Genomic DNA, 17,794 nt, shown 5'->3' with positions numbered 1-17,794 from the left:
AGCATAGAGCTTATCAGCCTTTTTCCCTCGGCAGTTTTTCCTGTTCTTCCAGCAAACGATGCAGAGAGAGAACGTCCGGATTTTTCGGCTGTATGGCAAAAGCCTCATCCAGGGCATGGCGCGCTTCGGCAAGCCGCCCCTGCTGAAGTTGGCATTCGGCCAGCCGCAGCCAGCTGTCCAGGTCCTTCGGGTTGATCTCGAGGGCCTCCCCATAGGCGGCGATGGCGCCTTCCAGGTCAAGGGCCCGGCGCCGGGTTTCGCCAAGCATATAGCGAGCGGGCGCGAACCGGGGGCTGTGCTCGATCGCCTGAGAGAAAGCCTCAGCGGCCGCCTCCAGACGCAATTCCCGATACAGGGCCATGCCGAGTTCGAAAAGCGCCGCCGTATAGGCCGGACTGGCCGCCACGACGCGGCGAAACTGGTCGATGGCCTGATCTGTCTCCCCCTGCTGGGAATAAACCATGCCGAGTATGAACAGCGCCCTTGTATATTTGGGATTGAGACGGATGGCCTGATTGAGCGCCGCACTGGCCTCATTCAGATCGGAACGCCGAAGATGAGTCAGACCGAGTCGGTAGTGAGTTTCGGCGCTTCCGGGGTTGATTTTCAATGCGCGGGTAAAGCTGTCGACGCTGCCGGTCAGATCCCCCAGGCCGTACTGGGCCATGCCCATCTTGAACAGGACTCTGAAAGGCTCCTCGGTACCGTTCAGCGACTGTCGGAAAGCGGCTATGGCCTCCACCAGATCCCCGCGATCGTACAGGGCCATCCCCCGATAGTAATGGCCGATGCTGAAATCGGGACAACGCGCCACTGTCTCGTCCCACAACGCCAGAGCCTCCTCGATCCTTCCCCGATGATACTGGTCCAGGGCCCGTTCATGCAGCCCTTCGCTATCGGACTTCAAACGGCTGCCGCACTGGTCACAGAATCGGGCCTGCGCGGAAACTGGTGCCTGGCATTGATGACACTGCATGTTTTCCTCTCTTTGGGCTCTAACCGCAAGGGGCAAAAAGGACGGCAAGGATTTCGAAACCGGGTTCCCTAATTATACCTCAGGTCTTGCCTTCCGGTTTTCCTCGGGGTTTACGCCGGGGCCGGCGCGGCCGCCGGCGCCGCGGCTTCTGCTCCTTGGCCGGCGATGCGGCTTTGTCCATGGCCTGGCGCCAGTCAGCTGCCAGATCCTGATTAACGCCCAGTGCATCACTCCATAGACTGAAAAGCTCGATTGAGATGGGGGTGAAGGGGTGAGCCAGAAAGCGTTGCTCGCCCCGCCGGTTGCGTCCTCGTTCCAATCGGAAAAACCCGATCAGAAGTTCGCGGGCCTGGTGTCGAATGGCATTGGCAATGCGGAAATAACCGCAATGGGGGATCAGCAGGAGATTGGCAATGCGGATTGCCTCACCGACGGTTTCCGCTTCATAAATCTGACAGGCATGACGGAACCTGGCCAGAAAAAGGGCCGCCAGAGCGAAATGCTCCTCGATCTCCCTGCCCGCCGCGGTTCGTCGATCGATCCACTCGAGCAGCGCAAAAGTTTCCGGTTCCCCTTCGAACCCGGCCAGAAGATGGGGCAGGAGCCCCTTGGACTGTGCCCTGCTGAGCACCGGTCCCGCTACCTGATGCCGGAACAGCTCCATCAGCTCTTCGCGGATGCGGGCCGGAGCGGCCTCGGCGATCAGGGGTGCCCGCAGAAAGATCGCTTCCCGTATCGTCTCATCCAAAGAAAAATTCAGGCGCGCGGAAAACTCCAGGGCCCGCAGCATGCGCACCGGGTCTTCGGTAAACCTCACCAGCGGGTCTCCGATGACCTTCAGCCGGCCCTCCCGGAGATCCCTCAAACCACCCACATAGTCGATGATCGAGAAATCGGCAATATTGTAGAACAGGCCGTTGATGGTGAAATCGCGCCGTGAAGCATCTTCCCGGGGAGTACCAAAAACGTTTTCAACCACCAGATAGTGTTCTTCGGGGTTTTCCGGCAGTTCGTCCGCATGGGGTTGGCGGCGAAAGGTCGCGACCTCCACCACATAATTATCGGCAAACCGGATATGCGCCAGACGGAAACGCCGACCGATCAGGAAGCAGTTGCGAAACAGGCTCTTGACCTGTTCGGGAGTGGCATCGGTGGCAACGTCGAAATCCTTGGGCTGTCGGCCGAGCAGCAGATCACGCACACTGCCCCCGACCAGATAGGCCTGGAATCCGTGGCGATGCAGCCGGTAGAGAACCTTGAGCACGCGATCGTCGATCTGCTGACGGGAAATGGGATGTTCGGCACGGGGCACGACCAGGGGGTGCTCGGCTACAAAAGAAATATCTGAATCGGGTATCGTCATGTGCGGCAAGGGCAACAACTTTCGGCGCCGGAAGGTACCGGCGAAAAAAAATTCATTGAAATACTGGAATTTATCAAAGCTATCCGGCAAAAGGAAGCTGCAATCGGTTCTTCAGAACTGAATGTTGAACCCGGGATCAAAACAACCTATATTGTAGCCATTAATGCAGCCTTCGATACATCTTTTTTTATCGGCTCTATAACCCAAAAAAAGGTTGTGACATATTCTGTCGCATGCTGATGTTACCCTTTCTTCCAACAAGGGAGGAAGGGATATGAATGTTGAAGAGTTACGGCGTCAGTTCCCGGATGAAGAAAGTTGCCGGGCATTCTTTGAATCCGTGATCTGGCCTGACGGACCTATTTGCCCCCATTGCCATGGGGATCAAGCCTGGAAGCTCCGCAGCCCCAAAACCCGGGCAGGTCTTTACGAATGTGCCGAATGCGGCAAGCAGTTTACGGTCACGACCAAGACGCCTTTCCACGGGACCAAGCTGAGCTTATGGCTGTGGTTGCAGGCGATGTATTCTTTGATCTTCTCCAGCAAAGGGGCCTCATCGGTATTTATTGCCAAGTGGCTGGGGATATCCCAGAAATCCGCCTGGAAGATGCTGCACGCGTTGCGTACGGTCATGGCCGTCCATCAAGCTGCTCTGCCTAAATTGCAGGGCATTGTCGAGTTGGATGAGAAATACTTGGGTGGCAAACCCCGTTATCGGTCAGGCGTCAAACATAAGCGCGGCCGTGGAACCCAAAAGAGCTGTATTGCTGTTGCGGTACAACGTCACGGGCCGGTGCGGGCCACACCTGTTGCCGGTGACAGTGTCTCTGTGCTGCAACCCCTCATCCAGAGAGTTGTCAGCGACCAGGCCCATCTGATGAGCGATGAACTCCATGCGTATCGCATCATCGGACGGGATTTTGCGGCCCATGATACCGTCAGCCATGGTCAGAAAGAATTTGCTCGTGGTCTCGTACACAACAACACCGCCGAGTCGTACAATGCTCTCTTGGAACGAGCCAAGCAGGGCGTTTACCACTGGATGAGCAAGGGCCATCTGCCTCTTTACATCTCTGAGGCGGCTTGGCGCTGGAACCAACGCGTCCCGGTGACAAAAACCATTCAACGCGGGAAAAACCGGGGCCGTATTCAAACGGTGATGAAGCCTTTGCCTCTCCTTGAGCAGTTCAAGGCGCTGTTACGGTTTGCCCCGAGTTGTCAGATCCGCAGAACCAAAAATTCCGGTATTCGCCTTCTTCCAGGGGCCATACCTTTGTTTGGGTTATAGTTCCGTTTTTTATAAAAAAAAACGGTATTTTTCGGTATTGGTCCTGAAAGCAAAATCGGGCAAAAATTCGGCCCGACATGGACGGCGACCCCGACAACCAACTTTGAGAACCTGATGGCCTGCAATCTTCTCGTCATTCTTGGACCGACCGCTTCCGGAAAAACCCGGCTTGCCGTGGCCGCCGCCCGGCTGTTCGACGGAGAAATTATCTCGGCCGATTCCCGCCAGGTGTTCCGCGGCATGGATATCGGCACCGGCAAGGATCTCGCCGAATACGAAGAGATTCCCTGCCACCTGATCGACATCGTCGAGGCCGGAACCGAATTCAGCGTTTTCGACTTTCAGGAACGCTTCATCACCGCCTTCGAGGATATCCTTTCCCGCGGCCGACTGCCGGTGCTCGCCGGCGGCACCGGCCTTTACCTGGATGCGGCCCTGCGCCGCTATCGGCTGGTCAAAGTGCCGGAAAACCCGATTCTGCGTGCAGCACTCAGCGCCCTGGACCTGGCGTCCCTGCGCCAGCGCCTGCTGGACCTGCGCCCCGACCAGCACAACACCACCGATATGGAGGACCGCTCGCGCCTGGTGCGCGCCATCGAAATCGCCGAAGGGGAAGACAAAGCCGAGCCCCTTCCCTTGCCGGCCATGGAACCGCTGGTTTTCGGCGTCCACTGGGAGCGTCCGATCCTGCGCGGACGGATCACCGATCGACTTCGAAGGCGGATGGACGAAGGGCTGATTGAAGAGGTGGCCGCCCTTCACCAACAGGGCATCCCTTGGGAAGCCCTGGAATTTTACGGACTCGAATACCGCTTCATGGCCCATCACCTGCAGGGACGCCTGACCCGCAACGACATGTTCCAGAAACTGAACAGCGCCATCCACCAGTTTGCCAAAAGGCAGGAGACCTGGTTCCGCCGCATGGAGCGTCAGGGTATCGAGATTCACTGGCTGAGCGGAAGCGGCGATCCGCTGGCCGAGCTGCTGCAGATTGCCAAGAACAAGGGGTTGGCCCCGAAGGGAAAACCGTGACAAGCCCGCCGCCCGAGGTAGCCCGCTACCTTGCCCGCAGGGCCGTTTCCGGGCCCTGGCGCATCGACCACAACGACCGGGAGGATTTTCGCACCGTAGTGGTCATTCCAGCTCTTGCGGAAAGCGCCACCCTGCCCGGCACTCTGGCCACGCTGGCTTGCAACCCGCCGGAACGTCTGTCAGAAACCCTCGTGCTGGTGGTGGTCAACCATCGAACCGACAGCGCCCCCGCGGATAAAGCCGACAATCTCCGCACCCTGCGGATGCTGACCGCCGGCAGCGAAACTCCTCCCGAACTGCAACTCGCCTGGGTTAATGCGGCAAGCGGGGAACGGGAACTTGCGGAAAAGGACGGCGGGGTGGGACTGGCCCGCAAAATCGGTTTCGACCTCGCCCTTTCGCGCCTGGACTACTCGCGCCCGAACCCACTGCTGGTCTCCCTCGACGCCGACACCCTGGTCGGGCCCGATTACCTGGATGCGCTGCGCAATCATTTCCACAATGCGGCGGCGGGAGGGGCGGTCCTCCCTTTCTGCCATCGGCCGGGCCATGATCCCGCTCAGGAAAAAGCCATTGCCCGCTACGAACTCTTCCTGCGCGCCCATGTGCTCGGCCTGCAGACGGCGAAATCGCCCTACGCCTTTCACACCATCGGCAGTACCATGGCCTGCCGGGCCTCGGCCTATGTTGCGGCCGGCGGCATGAACCGGCGCCGGGCCGGCGAGGATTTCTATTTTCTCCAACAGCTGGCCAAAACCGCCGGTGTCGTTCAGGTCTCCGGCAGCGTGGTTCATCCGTCAGGACGCCCCTCGGCGAGGACCCCTTTCGGCACCGGCCGCAGTGTCGAGGCACAGCTGCAGGAGGGGGCGAAGGCAATTCTCTTCTACCCTTTTGCCTGCTACCGTCTGCTGGGGCAGTGGCTGCGTCTGGTCGCGAGCCATGTCGAGTCGAATGAACAGAGGCTGACGGCGATGGCCTTTCAACTCCACGAAGGCTTGTTCGAATTTCTGGAGCGGGAAAGCTTTCCGACGGTCTGGAAACGTTTAGTGGTCAACCATCCCCGACCGGACGGCCGGCTCAAGGCCTTCCACGACTGGTTCGATGGATTGAAAACCACCCGCCTGATTCACCATCTCTGTACTTCTGCCTGGCCCCGCTGTCATCCCGAGCAGGCGCTGCCGCCGCTGCTGGCCGCCGCCGGTCTCAAGCCGACAGAGGACCCGCGCGAGCAACTCTCACTGCTGCGCCGTCTGCAGGGAGTCGAGCCGGAGCGATGTGCCGATGACTTTCCTGCACGGAATGTTTGCCTGAAGGGATAAAATGTTGTATTTTGACTAAAAATTGGCGGCGTTAAAACCTTCTGAGGATTTCGTAATGAACCAGGATTCGGGACAGGGAACCAGCCAGAAGCGAAAAAATCTGCGGGCGCCGATGATTGCCCTGAACATCATCGCCGAGGACGGCAACCGGACCTTTTTCGGATATATCAAGAACATCAGCCGCGGCGGCCTGTTCATCGCCTCGGTCAATCCCCGCGAACTGGGCAGCCGGTTCAACCTGGAAATTTCCCTTCCCCAGCCGATCAATCGTACCGTGCAGACCCATGTCGAAGTGGTCTGGACCCGCCGGTTCAGCCCCAAATCGCCCTACGAACCCGGCATGGGCCTCCGCTTTCTCGACATGCCCGAAGATGTCGCCCTGCTCATCGACGAGTGGGTCAGGGAGCAGAATGGCTAACAGGCCCCAATCAGGGCAACAGGCCGTCCAGATAATCCTTCAGCAACCCACCGCCCTCGTCCACCAGCGGGAACAATCCCGTGTCCATGAACCAGTTGTCCAGAATCCCCACGAACAGGCAGCGAAATCCCAGAGCGGCCCGGGCGCAATCGACTTCAACACGCACCTTTCCGGCTCGCTGCAGACGGGTCATATTCTCCTGGTCCCTCTGCTGCAGGCGCTGCAGCTTGTCTCGGTACTTCAGCAACAGCGGCTGCAGTTCCTCCGTGAATTCGGCGCGGTAGAGCACGATTTCGAAATAGCGCCGAAACTGCTCGCTCCCCTCGATATGGCGAAACAGCCGCAGGGCTCCCTGCCGCAGATCGTCCAGTGATTCGACCGGCCAGAGCAGCAGGTCCTCCAGCCGAATTCCGGCCGACTGCTCGATTTCATCCTTCAGCCCCAGAAACAGGTCCACCTTGTCCTTGAAATGCCAGTAGATGGCGCCCCGGGTCACACCCGCCCTGCGGGCGATCTGTTCCAGGGTGGTTCGGGAGTAGCCCTTTTCGTGAAACAGCTCCAGGGCGGAGTGGAGAATTCCGAGACGGGTCTGTTCGGTTTCTTCCCGGGTTTTACGCGCCATGCAATTCTCCTTAGCAAAATCTCCGGATCGGAATCGCCATTGAAAAATTTTCAACAGACCGATTTCGATTCAAGCTATTCCAGATGCCCTTTTCTGTCCAACCATTTCGCCCTCAGCTTTTCGCTGGCGCCCTGGATCAGCAGATAGAAGACCGGCACGAAAAACACCAGCAGCAGTGTGGCCGCGGTCATGCCGCCGAAGACGGCGGTGCCCAGCGCCTGCCGGCTGGCGGCCCCGGCTCCCGATGCGATCATCAGCGGCAGCACGCCGAGGATGAAGGTCAGGGCGGTCATCAGGATCGGGCGGAAGCGGAGCCGGGCCGCCTCCAGAGCGGCGTCGCGGATGCTCATCCCGTCCTCCCGCAAAGCCTTGGCGAATTCCACGATCAGGATCGAGGTTTTCGAGGCCAGGGCGATCAGCAGAACGATGCCGATCTGGGTATACACATTGACATCCATGCCCCGCATCATCGCGGCCGCGACCGTCCCGAGCAGGGCCAGGGGCACGGACAGAATGACCGCCAGGGGAATCGACCAGCTTTCGTACTGGGCGCAGAGGACCAGGTAGACGAAAACCACAGCCAGGGCGAAGATGAACAGCGCCTGATTGGATGTCGTCTTTTCCTGATAGGACATGCCGGTCCACTCGAACCCGAAGGACTTCGGCAGCCTGGTCGCCGCAAGATTTTCCATCAGGGCCAGAGCCTCGCCGGAACTGTGCCCCGGGGCGGCCTGGCCGTTGATGGTGGCCGAAGGGTACATGTTGTAACGCTTGACGAGCTGCGGCCCCACCGCCTCGCGGACCGAAACCACCGATCCCAGGGGGATCATCTGGCCGCGGCCATTGCGCACCTCGAGCCGTCGGATGTCCTCCGGCGTGCTGCGAAAGGCGCTGTCGGCCTGCACCTTGACCTGGTAGGTCCGGCCGAACCTGTTGAAATCGTTGACGTAGACCGATCCGAGACTGGCCTGCAGGGTATCGAAAATTCCGGTGAGGGGGATGTCCAGAGTCTTGGCCTGGGTGCGGTCGACATCGGCATAGAGCTGAGGAACCGTGGCCCGGAACGTGGTGTAGACCCGCTGCAGCTTCGATTGGGAATTGGCGTCCTGGATCACCTCCTGGGCCACCTGCTGCAGGCTGTCCATGCCGACGCCGGCGCGATCCTGCAACTCCATCAGGAAGCCCCCGGCAAAACCGAGCCCGCGGATGGCCGGGGGTACGAAAGGAAAGATCTGCGCGTCCTGGATCTGGCCGAACTCCTGCCACATCCTTCCGATCAGCGCCTCCTGGCTGAGATGGGGTGCGGTGCGCTTCTCCCAGGGGTCGAACACCACCCACAGGGTCGCCATGTTGGAACTGGAAGCCATGTCGACCAGGGAAAATCCGACGATGGACACCCAGTTGCCGATCCCCTCCATGCCGGCCAGTCGGCGATTGAGTTCCTCCACCACCTCGGAGGTGCGCTCAATGGAGGCGGCATCGGGCAGCTGAATGCTGACGAAGGCATAGCCCTGGTCTTCGGCGGGCACGAACCCGGTGGGCAGACTCACAAATCCCCAGAAGGCGGCGCCGGCCACCACCGCGAACAGCACCAGGGACAGGACGGTTCTTCGCACCAGCACACCCAACCCTCGCGCGTAAATATTCCGGGTCTTGTCGAAGGTCCAGTTGAAGAGTCGGAAGATCCCGCGGTGGCTGACCCTGGTCGGCCGCAGCAGAATCGCACATAAAGCGGGGCTGAGGGTCAGGGCGTTGATGGAACTGAACACCGTGGCGGTGGCGATGGTCAGTGCGAACTGGCGATAGAGCTGGCCGGTAATGCCGCCGAGAAAGGCGGTGGGCACGAAGACCGCCAGCAGAACCAAAGTGGTGGCGATGACCGGCCCGGTGACCTCGTTCATGGCCCGGATGGTCGCCTCTTTCGGCGAGAGCCCCAGTTCATCCACATTGCGGGCGGCGTTTTCCACCACCACGATGGCGTCGTCGACCACGATGCCGATGGCGAGCACGATCCCGAACAGGGACAGCAGGTTGATACTGACCCCGAGGGAAGCCATGACGGCAAAGGTACCGATCAGGGAGACCGGGATGGTCAGGGCGGGTATCAGGGTCGCCCGCCAGTCCTGCAGGAAGATGAAGATGGTCAGAAAGACCAGGACGACCGCCACCAGCAGGGTTTCCACCACCTCGGCGATGGCCTTGTCGACGAAGTTGGTGGTATCGAAAGGCACATGGTACTGCATCCCCTCCGGGAAGTTTTTGGACAGTTCCTTCATCCGGTCGTGGACCTTGAAGGCGACGTCAAGGGCATTGGCGCCGGGCAGTTGATAGATCCCCAGGGCCACGGCCGGCTTGCCGTTGAACTGGGAGCTGTCGCCGTAGTCCCGGGCGCCCAGCTCGATGCGGGCGATATCGCGGACCCGGGTCAGGCGGCCCCCTTCGGCGGTCTTGACGATGATCTCGCCGAACTGCTCGGCGGTCTGCAGGCGGCCGAGGGTGGTGACGGTGTAGCGGAACTGCTGCCCCGCCGGGATCGGATCCTGGCCGATCATGCCGGCCGCGACCTGCACGTTCTGCTCCCGCAGGGCCGAAACAACGTCGCCGGTGGTCAGATTCCGCGCCTTGAGCCGTTCCGGATCGAGCCAGATGCGCATGCTGTAATCACGGGCGCCGAAGATGCGTACGTCGCCGACCCCGTCGATGCGGGCCAGTTCGTCCTTGATCCGGAGACTGGCGTAATTGCTCAGGTACAGGGTGTCGTACCGCTCGTCCGGCGAAAACAGCGAGGCGATCAGCAGAATGTTGGTGGACTGCTTCTTGGTGGAGATGCCGAGGCGCTTGACCTCTTCGGGCAGGCTCGGTTCGGCGATGGCCACGCGGTTCTGCACCAGCACGGCGGCCATGTCGAGATCGGTGCCGACCTCGAAGGTCACGGTCAGGGAGTAGGTGCCGCTGTTGGAGCAGGTGCTGGACATGTAGAGCATCCCCTCCACCCCGTTGACCTGCTCCTCGATGGGCTGGGCCACGGTCTCCGCCAGTACGGTGGCGTTGGCGCCGGGATAGTTGGCGGTGACCTGTACCGTGGGCGGGGAAATCTCCGGATACTGGGCAATCGGCAGGGTACGCACCGCCACAAGACCGGCGATGACGATGACGATGGAGATGACGCAGGCGAAGATCGGTCGATTGATGAAGAAACGGCTGAACATCCTTGATCTCCCTTATCCGGCCTGAGGTGCCTTGGTTTGGGCGGAGGCAGCGGCCTTCTCAGGCGCGATGGGATTGACCGTGATGCCCGGACGCGCCCGTTGCAGACCGTTGACGATAACCCGGTCCGAGGCCGAAATGCCCGATTCGATCACCCGCAGATCGTCGACCTGGGGCCCCACCTTGACCGGCCGATACTCGACGGTATCGGTCTTGTCGACCGACAAAAGATAGTAGCCCTGCTGATCGATGCCCAGCGCCCGTTCCGGCACCAGCAGGGCATTTTCTGCCGTGCCTGTGGGGATCTGCACGCGGGCGAACAGTCCCGGCAGCAGAGCACCGTCCTTATTCGGGAAGACGCCGCGGACCTGAATGGTGCCGGTTTCAGGATCCACCCGGTTGTCGGTGAAATCGACCCGGCCCTCCCAGGGATAGCCGACATCGTTCGACAGGCCGAGGAAAACCGGCGTCTTGCCGTTGCCGTTGGTCGGGTTCGGTTTGGCGGAATCGCCATTCCTGAATTTCAGAAGGTCCCGCTCATTGACATTGAAGTAGACGTAGCTGGGCTCGACATTGACGATGGTCGCCAGCAGGGTTTTCTCTGCGGCGCCCACCAGGTTGCCGACATCCACCAGCCGCCGTCCGATACGGCCGTTGATCGGGGCGAAGATCCGGGTATAGGACAGGTCGAGCCGGGCGGTCTCGATGGCCGCCTTGGCCGCCTCGATAGCGGCCAGCGCCTGATCGCGAATGGCTCTCGCCTCGAGCACCTCGACTTCGCTGACGGCCTGGTCCTGCAGGGCGCTCTCCTTGCGCTGAAGGGTCGACTCGGCCAGGTGCAGTTCCGCCCGCCGGGTCGCCAGTAGGGCGGTCGCTTCATCCAACCGGGCCTGATAGGGCCGGGGATCGATCTCGAACAGCAGGTCCCCCTTTTTGACCAGATCGGCATCCCTGAAATGGATGCTCTCCAGATAGCCTTCCACCCGGGCCCGGATCTCCACCGATTCCACCGCCTCGGTCTGACCCGTATACCGGGCATAAAAGGTGACGGGTTTTTGAACCGGCGGCGCGACGGTCACCGTCGGCGGAGGCGGCGCCACGAAGGCGTTCTGGTCCCGACATCCGGAAAGCAGGACAAGCAGCAGGAGCGGAAGCAGCAGACGATTCATCGGGAAACCTCCTCTTTTCGGATTTCGGCAATTTCGGGGGTCGAACCATTCGGGTCCCAGCCACCGCCCAGGGTGCGATAGACTTCTACCAGATTGATTACGGTATCGCCCCGGGCTGCAGCCAGCTGGCTCTCGTTGTCGAACACCACCCGCTGAGCATCGAGGACATTCTGAAAATCGACCAGGCCGTCCTTGTACAATCGGGTGGCCAGCCGCAGGGAGCGCCGGGCCGCCTCCACCGAGCGCTCCAGGGCGGCCAGGCGGTGGCGCTGCTCGAGGTATTGCGTCAGCGCGTTTTCAGCCTCGTTGAGGGCCACGAGCACGGTCTGCTCGTACTGGTAGAGAGCCTGCTCGGCGAGGGCGTCCTGAACCTGGATCTGACTGCGCACCCGGCCGCCGTCGAACATCAGCCAACGCACCGAAGGCCCGAAACCGAAGGCCCTGCTGGACCCCTGAAACAGATCGCCGGCGTCAAAGGATTCAAAGGCGAAGGTTCCATTCAGGGACAGACGGGGATACAGGTCGGCAGTGGCCACGCCGATGCGGGCGGTCTGAGCGGCGAGCAACCGTTCGGCGCGGCGGATGTCGGGCCGCTGCCGCAGCAGGTTGGCCGGCACGCCCACGGCAACCTCTTGCGGCGGAACCGGAATGTCCTCCGGACGGCTCAATTCCTCGAACAGGGTTCCCGGGAGCTTGCCCAGAAGTACACCCATGGTATTGATGGAGCGGGTCAGGGCGATGCGCAAAGGGGGCACCTCGGCCTGGGAGGCGGACAGCACCTGCTCGGCCTGGGCCACATCGAGACCGGTGGCCAGTCCGTTGCGGAAACGGGACCGGGTCAGCTTCAGGATCTCCTGCTGGGATCGGATATTGCCCTCGGCCGCAGCCAGGCGGGCTTGAAAGGTGCGGAGGTCGAAATAGGTGAACGCCACCTCGGCATAGAGAGACACCAGCACATCGCCCCGGTCCTCCTCGCTGGCCTGATATTCCGCTCTGGCAGACTCCACCTGCCGGCTGATACGCCCGAACAAATCGATCTCCCAGGAGGCATCCAGGCCGACACCGTGAAAAGTTTCCGTCGATCCGTCCGCCCTCAGAAGATTTTCGCTCTCGCGCTGTCGGGATAAGTCGCCCCGGGCATCGGCTTCGGGGAAATACTCGCCCCTGGCGACACCGAGACGTGCCCGGGCCTCCCGCACGCGGGCCACAGCCCGGCGCAGATCGAGATTGTCCCTAGCGGCTTCGGCGATCAACCGGTTAAGCAGCGGATCATCAAAGACCGTCCACCAGTCGCGGGCCACGGTCCGGTCAGGAACCAGGGCCGGATCGGACACCTGCCGCCAGGTTTGCGGAACCGCTGTTTCGGGCCGCGCATAGTCGGGACCGACCGCGCATCCTGACACCAGAAAAACAACCAGCAAACCGCCCAGAAACCCCTGGACTGAAAGATAGTTCCGTCGCCTCCCGCGCCTTGCCTGCCGCTCTCGATCCATCATCTTTCCACTCCGGGATTAAAATGAAAACGGCAACAAACATACACGAATGTATTTAAAAATCCAAGGGCTATTTCCGGTCCAAAAAAAACAGGGGCGATTCCATTTCGCCCCTGCATTCGGTATCGGTATCGGTATTGGGGGTCGACGTCGGATTCCGACCCCGACCCCGACGCCAAACAGGATCTCTCTCAGTATCCGCCTCCCATGCCGACTTCCGCCTCCTCCCCCACCGGCTCCCGGAAGATCCGATAGACCCAGATCTTGTAGGCGATGACGATCGGCACGAAGACCGCCGCCACCCAGGTCATGATGCCCAGGGTGTAGGGACTGGAGGAGGAATTGGTGATCGTCAGACTGTAGGCCGGATCGATCGATGAGGGGATCAGGTTGGGGAAAAGACCGATGACCCCGGTAGCGACAACCAGCACGATCGTCGCGCAGGACGCAGCGAAGGACTGCAGCAGTTTGCCGCGCCCCAACAGCAGACGCACCGCCACCAACTCCAGGGCTGCCAGCAGCGGCACGGCCCAGAGGGCAGGCTGAGCCATGAAGTTGTCGTACAGCCGGGTGGCCGGTGCTGTATAGGCGAGGAAAGCAACCGCGACGACCAGCAGGAAAGGCCACAATTTCTTTGCAATACTTTCCGCCCGTTCCTTGAGTTCCCCGCCGGTTTTGACGGTCAGGTACAGGGCGCCATGCTGCAGAAAAAGCAGCACGAACAGCACCCCTGTCAATAGGCCGTAGGGGTTGAGCAATCCCAGCAGGGAGCCGTGGTAACCGGCGGCATCCATCGGCAGACCCTGGAAGATGTTGCCGAAGGCGACGCCGAAGAGCAGAGCGATCACCAGGCTGGACACAGGGATGGCCAGATCCCAGCCTTTTTTCCAGGAGGGAGAGTCCTGCAGGCCGCGGAATTCGAAGGAGACGCCCCGGATGATCAGAGCGAACAGCAACAGCAGCAGCGGAGCGTACAGGTAGCTGAACATCAGCGCGTAGGTGGTGGGGAAAGCGGCAAAGGTCGCGCCGCCTGCGGTGATCAGCCAGACCTCGTTGCCGTCCCACACCGGCCCGAAGGTGCGGATGACCTGTTGCCGCTGGATTTCATTGCGGGCGACCAGGGGGTGGAGCATTGCGGCGCCGAGAGTGAAGCCGTCGAGCATGAAGTAGATGGCCCAGAGCAGGCCCCAAAGAACGAACCAGATCAACTGAAGCATCATCTCACACCTCCTGGGGCCGGGCATCTCCGGCAGGCTGCGGGGGAACGGACGGACGGGCGGGAAGTTCCGCCGCCGGCTGCGGCCCCTTGACGGCCACCCTGGCCAGCAGATAGAAATCGAGCGCTCCGAGGGCCCCATACAGCAGGGTGAATCCCGCCAGGGAGCCCATCACCTGCCCCACCGCCAGGTTTCCGGACACCGCGTCGCTGGTGCGCAGCAGGCCGAATACGATCCAGGGCTGCCGGCCGACTTCGGCCGCCAGCCAGCCGAGCTGGTTGGCAAGATAGGGGAGCGGGATGGAGAAGAGCAGCAGGCGCAGCAGCCAGGGATTTTTCTCCAAATTGCCGAAACGCGATACCACCACGGCTGCAGCGGAGAAAAGCACGAACAGGACCCCGAGCCCGACCATGCCGCGAAAGCCGACGAAGGTCAGGCGAACCGGGGGCCGGTCCTCGGGGGCAAATTCGTTCAGACCTTTGACCTCGGCGTCGGGATCCTTGTGGGCCAGGTAGCTCAGCAGGCCGGGGATGGGCAGAGCCTCGACCAGGTTTCTTTCATTGGCCGGATCAGGCCAGAGCAGCAGATTCAGCGGAGCGCGTTTCTGGGTCTCCCAGGTGGATTCGAGAGCCGCGAACTTGGAGGGCTGATACTTGGCCACCACCGTCGCCTGCAGGTCGCCGCTGACCATGACGAGCAGGGCGGCCACCAGGGTAAAGGGCGCCGCCATGCGGAAGGAGCGGCGAAAGAAGTCGGCATGGGACCTGCGCAGCAGATGCCAGGCGCTCACTCCCAGGACGAAGAATCCGGCCAGCAGGTAGGCCGAGACCACCGTATGGAAAAACTTGGCCAGGCCGTAGGGATTGAAGAGCATGGCCGCAAAATCGACCATTTCAGCCCGGCCGTTGCGCAGGACGTAGCCGACCGGGTTCTGCATCCAGCCGTTGGCCAGTAATATCCAGAGGGCCGAGAGGTTGGATCCGAGCGCCACCATCCAGATGGAGAAACAGTGCACCTTTTTCGAAACCTTGCCCCAGCCGAAGATCCAGAGGCCGATGAAAACGGACTCGAGGAAGAAGGCGGCCGTCGCCTCGATGGCCAGCGGGGCTCCGAAGATGTCGCCGACATAGCGGGAGTATTCCGCCCAGTTCATCCCGAACTGGAACTCCAGGGTAATGCCGGTCACCACCCCGAGGGCGAAATTGATCAGGAACAGCTTGCCCCAGAATTTGGTCATGCGCAGATAGAGCTCATCCCCGGTACGCACATAACGGGTCTCCATCCAGGCCACCAGTACGACCAGACCCAGAGTCAAGGGCACGAACAGAAAGTGAAACATGGTGGTAGCGGCGAACTGCAGGCGGCTTAACAGAACAACATCCATGGAATCCTCCCAGGCAGGAATAAAGGGCTCAAGACACCAGGAAACTTGGCCATTTCAGCCTCTCGCCGTTTCCGGTGGAGAGGTCCTTCGATGAACCAGACCAACTTTAACAAAAAAAGTCATATTTTAGAAAACAATTTTTCGCTGCCCTCTCATACGACCGGCTGCCTCAATAAAAAACGGTTTTGGTCCTGTGCCGGGGACGTCTGCGATAGGACAGCTGCTGACCCCGATTCCACAGCAACTGATCCAGCCCCATGGCGGTCACGTCGTGACCCCGCCGTCGCAGTTCCTCCGTCAGCAGTTCCACGGCGTGTACAGCGCAGGCGCGCAGTTCGACCTCCTCGGGAGAGCCTGCGGAAATCAGTGTTCCGGCATCGATGGCGGCTGCGAGATCTTCTTGATAGTTCAGCAACCCGTCGTAGCGCAGAACGTGGGGCACCAGATTGTCGGCAAACAGGGTCAGGTCGGGCAGGTCGGCAAAGCATCCCCAAGTGCGGCCGGCAAATGCGATGGCCAGATCCGCCACTGTCAACTGGGCCCGTTTGTAGAAGGGAACCCGCAGCCCACGGTAATCCGCCTCGTCCCGATACATCGGCATGGCCGCCAGCAAATCCACCAGACCGGCGGCCCGGCCTTCGGCCTCCTCGACCAGGGCAACCGGATCGCCGCAGAAATGGTCCCGAAGATAACGGCCGAGGTCGTTCAGGGACGCGGCGAAGAGCCCCATCAGCTCCACCGCCGCCGGATTGCGGGGGTCCTGCCCGAACAGCTCCAGACACTCTCCAGTCGTAAGCCGGGACAGAAAAGCTGCCGAACAGGGGCCCTGATGCTGAAACCGCCGGGTCAGGGCCTCAGCCATGGTGAAGTAACCCGAGCGGCCGGAGGGCAGGCCCAGTTCTGCAAAATAGCCGGAACCGAAATTGACGGCATCGAGGATCAGAAAAAAGGCCAGGGTATCCCGGTCCTGGCCAAGGTAGTGGCAGGCCGGATCGATTTGCGGATGAAGAGCCTGTTCCAGCGGGAGGGATGAGGCGTAGCGGGGTATCTGCTCGAAATCAACGGTCACATAAATGGAGCGTTGGGCAACTCGCCGGCAGGCATGGCGAATCTCCTCGAACAGGCCTCGATGAATGAAACGGCTCAACTTTTGCGGCTGGTCCGAACGTTGATCCGGGAGATCACCTGGGTCACCTTGTCGCTTTGGCAGGCCGGGCATCGGACATCACCCTTGTCGTACTCGGCGAAGCTCAGCTTGAGGGAAAACGCCAGTCCGCAATCCTCACAGCGAAAATCGTACATCGGCATGGGACACCTCGTGGATTTTTTAGTCCAGGAAATATCGTATCTGTTTTCAGCGGTTTGGCAACGGGACGAAAATGGATTCGCAGGGGCAGGTCTCAGACCTGCCCTTGGCTTTTCGTTCAAGGAAATGAGAGGGCGGGTCTGAGACCCGCCCCTACTACAGGAACGAACAGCAGTAGTCGGCAACGCTCTTGACCCGAACAGTAAATTTGGATTGACCGGGCACCTCGAACGCCTCTCCTCCCACACAGGTTCGCCATTCGCTCGTCCCATCCAGAAGAAATTCGAGCTCGCCGGAAAGGATTTCCATAAGCTCAGGGGCACCGGTGTTGAAGGTGTACTCTCCCGGCAGCATGACTCCGAGGGTCTTCTCGGTGCCGTCGGCAAAACGGATGGTCCGGCTGCTGACCTGGCCGTCAAAATAGATGTTCGCTTTTTTTACCACCGTAACATTCTTGAATTCCGTCATGATTGTTCCTCTCCAGGGTTTTCCCGATTATCCTCGTCGCTTGCCGATCCATACTTTTTCCGAGTCTTCAATCGCATGCGGCAGACGTTGCACAAGACATCGTCCGTTTCCACAAAGGCGTTCAGCATGTCCTTCCATGTCACCACCCCTTCGATGGCGCCCTCCCTCGACACAATCGGCAGGCAGGATACTCTGTTTTCCAGCATCAGCCCAACCCCCTCGACGATGCTCATGTCGCTGCTTCCGGTTACCAGGTTCCGCGACATGATCTGATGGGCCTTTCGTTCAAGGGTGGCGGCGTCCCGGGCCTGCTCGGCCAGGGTGTGGACGAAGGGGCTCATGGCCTTGAGCACGTCCCGGTCGGAAATAACGCCCACCAGTCGGCCTTTATCGACAACCAGCAGATGGTGAAATTTGACGTGGGCGAAAATGCCGTTGATCAGGCGGATGGAATCATCCATCTCGACGGTAACCACCTTGCGCGTCATGATCGAACCGAGGTCCATTTTCCTTGGCTCCTTGTTTCCAGGCA

17 protein-coding genes are annotated in these 17,794 nt (G+C 60.7%); 5 read left to right on the top strand and 12 right to left on the bottom strand.

Translation table 11 applies throughout. The features are described 5' to 3' along the window. Window positions 1-13: 13 nt before the first annotated feature. Window positions 14-976: a tetratricopeptide repeat protein gene (locus R2940_16130; GenBank protein ID MEZ4601320.1), complete on the bottom strand. Its 963-nt coding sequence runs from the start codon at window positions 974-976 to the stop codon at window positions 14-16. Between the two features lie 79 nt (window positions 977-1,055). Then, window positions 1,056-2,339, bottom strand: coding sequence for a polynucleotide adenylyltransferase PcnB (gene pcnB / locus R2940_16125; GenBank protein ID MEZ4601319.1), 1,284 nt, complete (start codon window positions 2,337-2,339; stop codon window positions 1,056-1,058). On the opposite strand from pcnB, the gene R2940_16120 reads away from it, so the two are divergent. The 5 genes from R2940_16120 (at window position 2,340) to R2940_16100 (ending at window position 6,396) form a co-directional block, all read left to right on the top strand. Further along, window positions 2,340-2,579, top strand: coding sequence for a hypothetical protein (locus R2940_16120; protein MEZ4601318.1), 240 nt, complete (start codon window positions 2,340-2,342; stop codon window positions 2,577-2,579). Between the two features lie 34 nt (window positions 2,580-2,613). Further along, a complete protein-coding gene (locus tag R2940_16115) occupies window positions 2,614-3,627 on the top strand; it encodes an IS1595 family transposase (GenBank protein ID MEZ4601317.1) in 1,014 nt (337 codons plus the stop codon). Window positions 3,628-3,741: 114 nt separating this feature from the next. After that, window positions 3,742-4,659 (top strand): tRNA (adenosine(37)-N6)-dimethylallyltransferase MiaA, encoded by a 918-nt coding sequence (gene miaA / locus R2940_16110; protein ID MEZ4601316.1) that lies wholly within the window; start codon window positions 3,742-3,744, stop codon window positions 4,657-4,659. Next, window positions 4,656-5,978: a glycosyltransferase family 2 protein gene (locus tag R2940_16105; GenBank protein ID MEZ4601315.1), complete on the top strand. Its 1,323-nt coding sequence runs from the start codon at window positions 4,656-4,658 to the stop codon at window positions 5,976-5,978. Before miaA ends, R2940_16105 begins: the two co-directional genes overlap by 4 nt. Window positions 5,979-6,033: 55 nt before the next feature. Further along, on the top strand, window positions 6,034-6,396 hold the full coding sequence (locus tag R2940_16100) for a PilZ domain-containing protein (GenBank protein MEZ4601314.1): 363 nt from the start codon (window positions 6,034-6,036) through the stop codon (window positions 6,394-6,396). Window positions 6,397-6,406: 10 nt separating this feature from the next. Here R2940_16100 and R2940_16095 read toward each other — a convergent pair whose 3' ends face one another. The 10 genes from R2940_16095 to R2940_16050 form a co-directional block, all read right to left on the bottom strand. Then, entirely contained in the window at window positions 6,407-7,018 is a 612-nt protein-coding gene (locus R2940_16095; protein ID MEZ4601313.1) for a TetR family transcriptional regulator, read from the bottom strand. Window positions 7,019-7,092: 74 nt separating this feature from the next. Continuing rightward, window positions 7,093-10,227 (bottom strand): multidrug efflux RND transporter permease subunit, encoded by a 3,135-nt coding sequence (locus R2940_16090; GenBank protein MEZ4601312.1) that lies wholly within the window; start codon window positions 10,225-10,227, stop codon window positions 7,093-7,095. 12 nt (window positions 10,228-10,239) lie between these two features. Next, a complete protein-coding gene (locus tag R2940_16085; protein ID MEZ4601311.1) occupies window positions 10,240-11,394 on the bottom strand; it encodes an efflux RND transporter periplasmic adaptor subunit in 1,155 nt (384 codons plus the stop codon). Further along, on the bottom strand, window positions 11,391-12,890 hold the full coding sequence (locus R2940_16080; GenBank protein MEZ4601310.1) for an efflux transporter outer membrane subunit: 1,500 nt from the start codon (window positions 12,888-12,890) through the stop codon (window positions 11,391-11,393). Before R2940_16080 ends, R2940_16085 begins: the two co-directional genes overlap by 4 nt. A gap of 188 nt (window positions 12,891-13,078) precedes the next feature. Beyond that, complete coding sequence (gene cydB / locus R2940_16075) at window positions 13,079-14,107, bottom strand: cytochrome d ubiquinol oxidase subunit II (GenBank protein MEZ4601309.1); 1,029 nt, start codon at window positions 14,105-14,107, stop codon at window positions 13,079-13,081. Window position 14,108: 1 nt separating this feature from the next. Continuing rightward, window positions 14,109-15,488 carry a cytochrome ubiquinol oxidase subunit I gene (locus R2940_16070; protein ID MEZ4601308.1) on the bottom strand — a complete coding sequence of 460 codons (1,380 nt, stop codon included), beginning with the start codon at window positions 15,486-15,488 and terminating at the stop codon, window positions 14,109-14,111. Between the two features lie 169 nt (window positions 15,489-15,657). Beyond that, window positions 15,658-16,635, bottom strand: a complete 978-nt coding sequence (locus R2940_16065; protein MEZ4601307.1) for a queuosine salvage family protein — start codon at window positions 16,633-16,635, stop codon at window positions 15,658-15,660. Continuing rightward, the gene (locus R2940_16060) at window positions 16,632-16,796 is read right to left on the bottom strand and encodes a zinc ribbon domain-containing protein (protein MEZ4601306.1); all 165 of its coding nucleotides are present in this window, start codon (window positions 16,794-16,796) and stop codon (window positions 16,632-16,634) included. Before R2940_16060 ends, R2940_16065 begins: the two co-directional genes overlap by 4 nt. A 154-nt stretch (window positions 16,797-16,950) precedes the next feature. After that, window positions 16,951-17,262 (bottom strand): pyrimidine/purine nucleoside phosphorylase, encoded by a 312-nt coding sequence (locus R2940_16055; GenBank protein MEZ4601305.1) that lies wholly within the window; start codon window positions 17,260-17,262, stop codon window positions 16,951-16,953. Then, a complete protein-coding gene (locus tag R2940_16050) occupies window positions 17,259-17,768 on the bottom strand; it encodes a CBS domain-containing protein (GenBank protein ID MEZ4601304.1) in 510 nt (169 codons plus the stop codon). The genes R2940_16055 and R2940_16050 overlap by 4 nt, the downstream gene beginning before the upstream one ends. Window positions 17,769-17,794: the final 26 nt, after the last annotated feature.

Source organism: Syntrophotaleaceae bacterium (genome assembly GCA_041390365.1).
Classification (GTDB): Bacteria; Desulfobacterota; Desulfuromonadia; order Desulfuromonadales; family Syntrophotaleaceae; genus JAWKQB01.
The sequence above is the reverse complement of the archived record's forward strand: the minus strand, read 5'-3'. Positions and strand labels throughout refer to the sequence as shown.

Coding starts and splice junctions, on each gene's coding strand:
- R2940_16130 (MEZ4601320.1), bottom strand. CDS start 976: ATGCAGTGTCATCAATGCCAGGCACCAGTTTCCGCGCAGGCCCGATTC.
- pcnB (MEZ4601319.1), bottom strand. CDS start 2,339: ATGACGATACCCGATTCAGATATTTCTTTTGTAGCCGAGCACCCCCTG.
- R2940_16115 (MEZ4601317.1), top strand. CDS start 2,614: ATGAATGTTGAAGAGTTACGGCGTCAGTTCCCGGATGAAGAAAGTTGC.
- miaA (MEZ4601316.1), top strand. CDS start 3,742: ATGGCCTGCAATCTTCTCGTCATTCTTGGACCGACCGCTTCCGGAAAA.
- R2940_16100 (MEZ4601314.1), top strand. CDS start 6,034: ATGAACCAGGATTCGGGACAGGGAACCAGCCAGAAGCGAAAAAATCTG.
- R2940_16095 (MEZ4601313.1), bottom strand. CDS start 7,018: ATGGCGCGTAAAACCCGGGAAGAAACCGAACAGACCCGTCTCGGAATT.
- R2940_16090 (MEZ4601312.1), bottom strand. CDS start 10,227: ATGTTCAGCCGTTTCTTCATCAATCGACCGATCTTCGCCTGCGTCATC.
- R2940_16085 (MEZ4601311.1), bottom strand. CDS start 11,394: ATGAATCGTCTGCTGCTTCCGCTCCTGCTGCTTGTCCTGCTTTCCGGA.
- R2940_16080 (MEZ4601310.1), bottom strand. CDS start 12,890: ATGATGGATCGAGAGCGGCAGGCAAGGCGCGGGAGGCGACGGAACTAT.
- cydB (MEZ4601309.1), bottom strand. CDS start 14,107: ATGATGCTTCAGTTGATCTGGTTCGTTCTTTGGGGCCTGCTCTGGGCC.
- R2940_16070 (MEZ4601308.1), bottom strand. CDS start 15,488: ATGGATGTTGTTCTGTTAAGCCGCCTGCAGTTCGCCGCTACCACCATG.
- R2940_16060 (MEZ4601306.1), bottom strand. CDS start 16,796: ATGCCGATGTACGATTTTCGCTGTGAGGATTGCGGACTGGCGTTTTCC.
- R2940_16055 (MEZ4601305.1), bottom strand. CDS start 17,262: ATGACGGAATTCAAGAATGTTACGGTGGTAAAAAAAGCGAACATCTAT.
- R2940_16050 (MEZ4601304.1), bottom strand. CDS start 17,768: ATGGACCTCGGTTCGATCATGACGCGCAAGGTGGTTACCGTCGAGATG.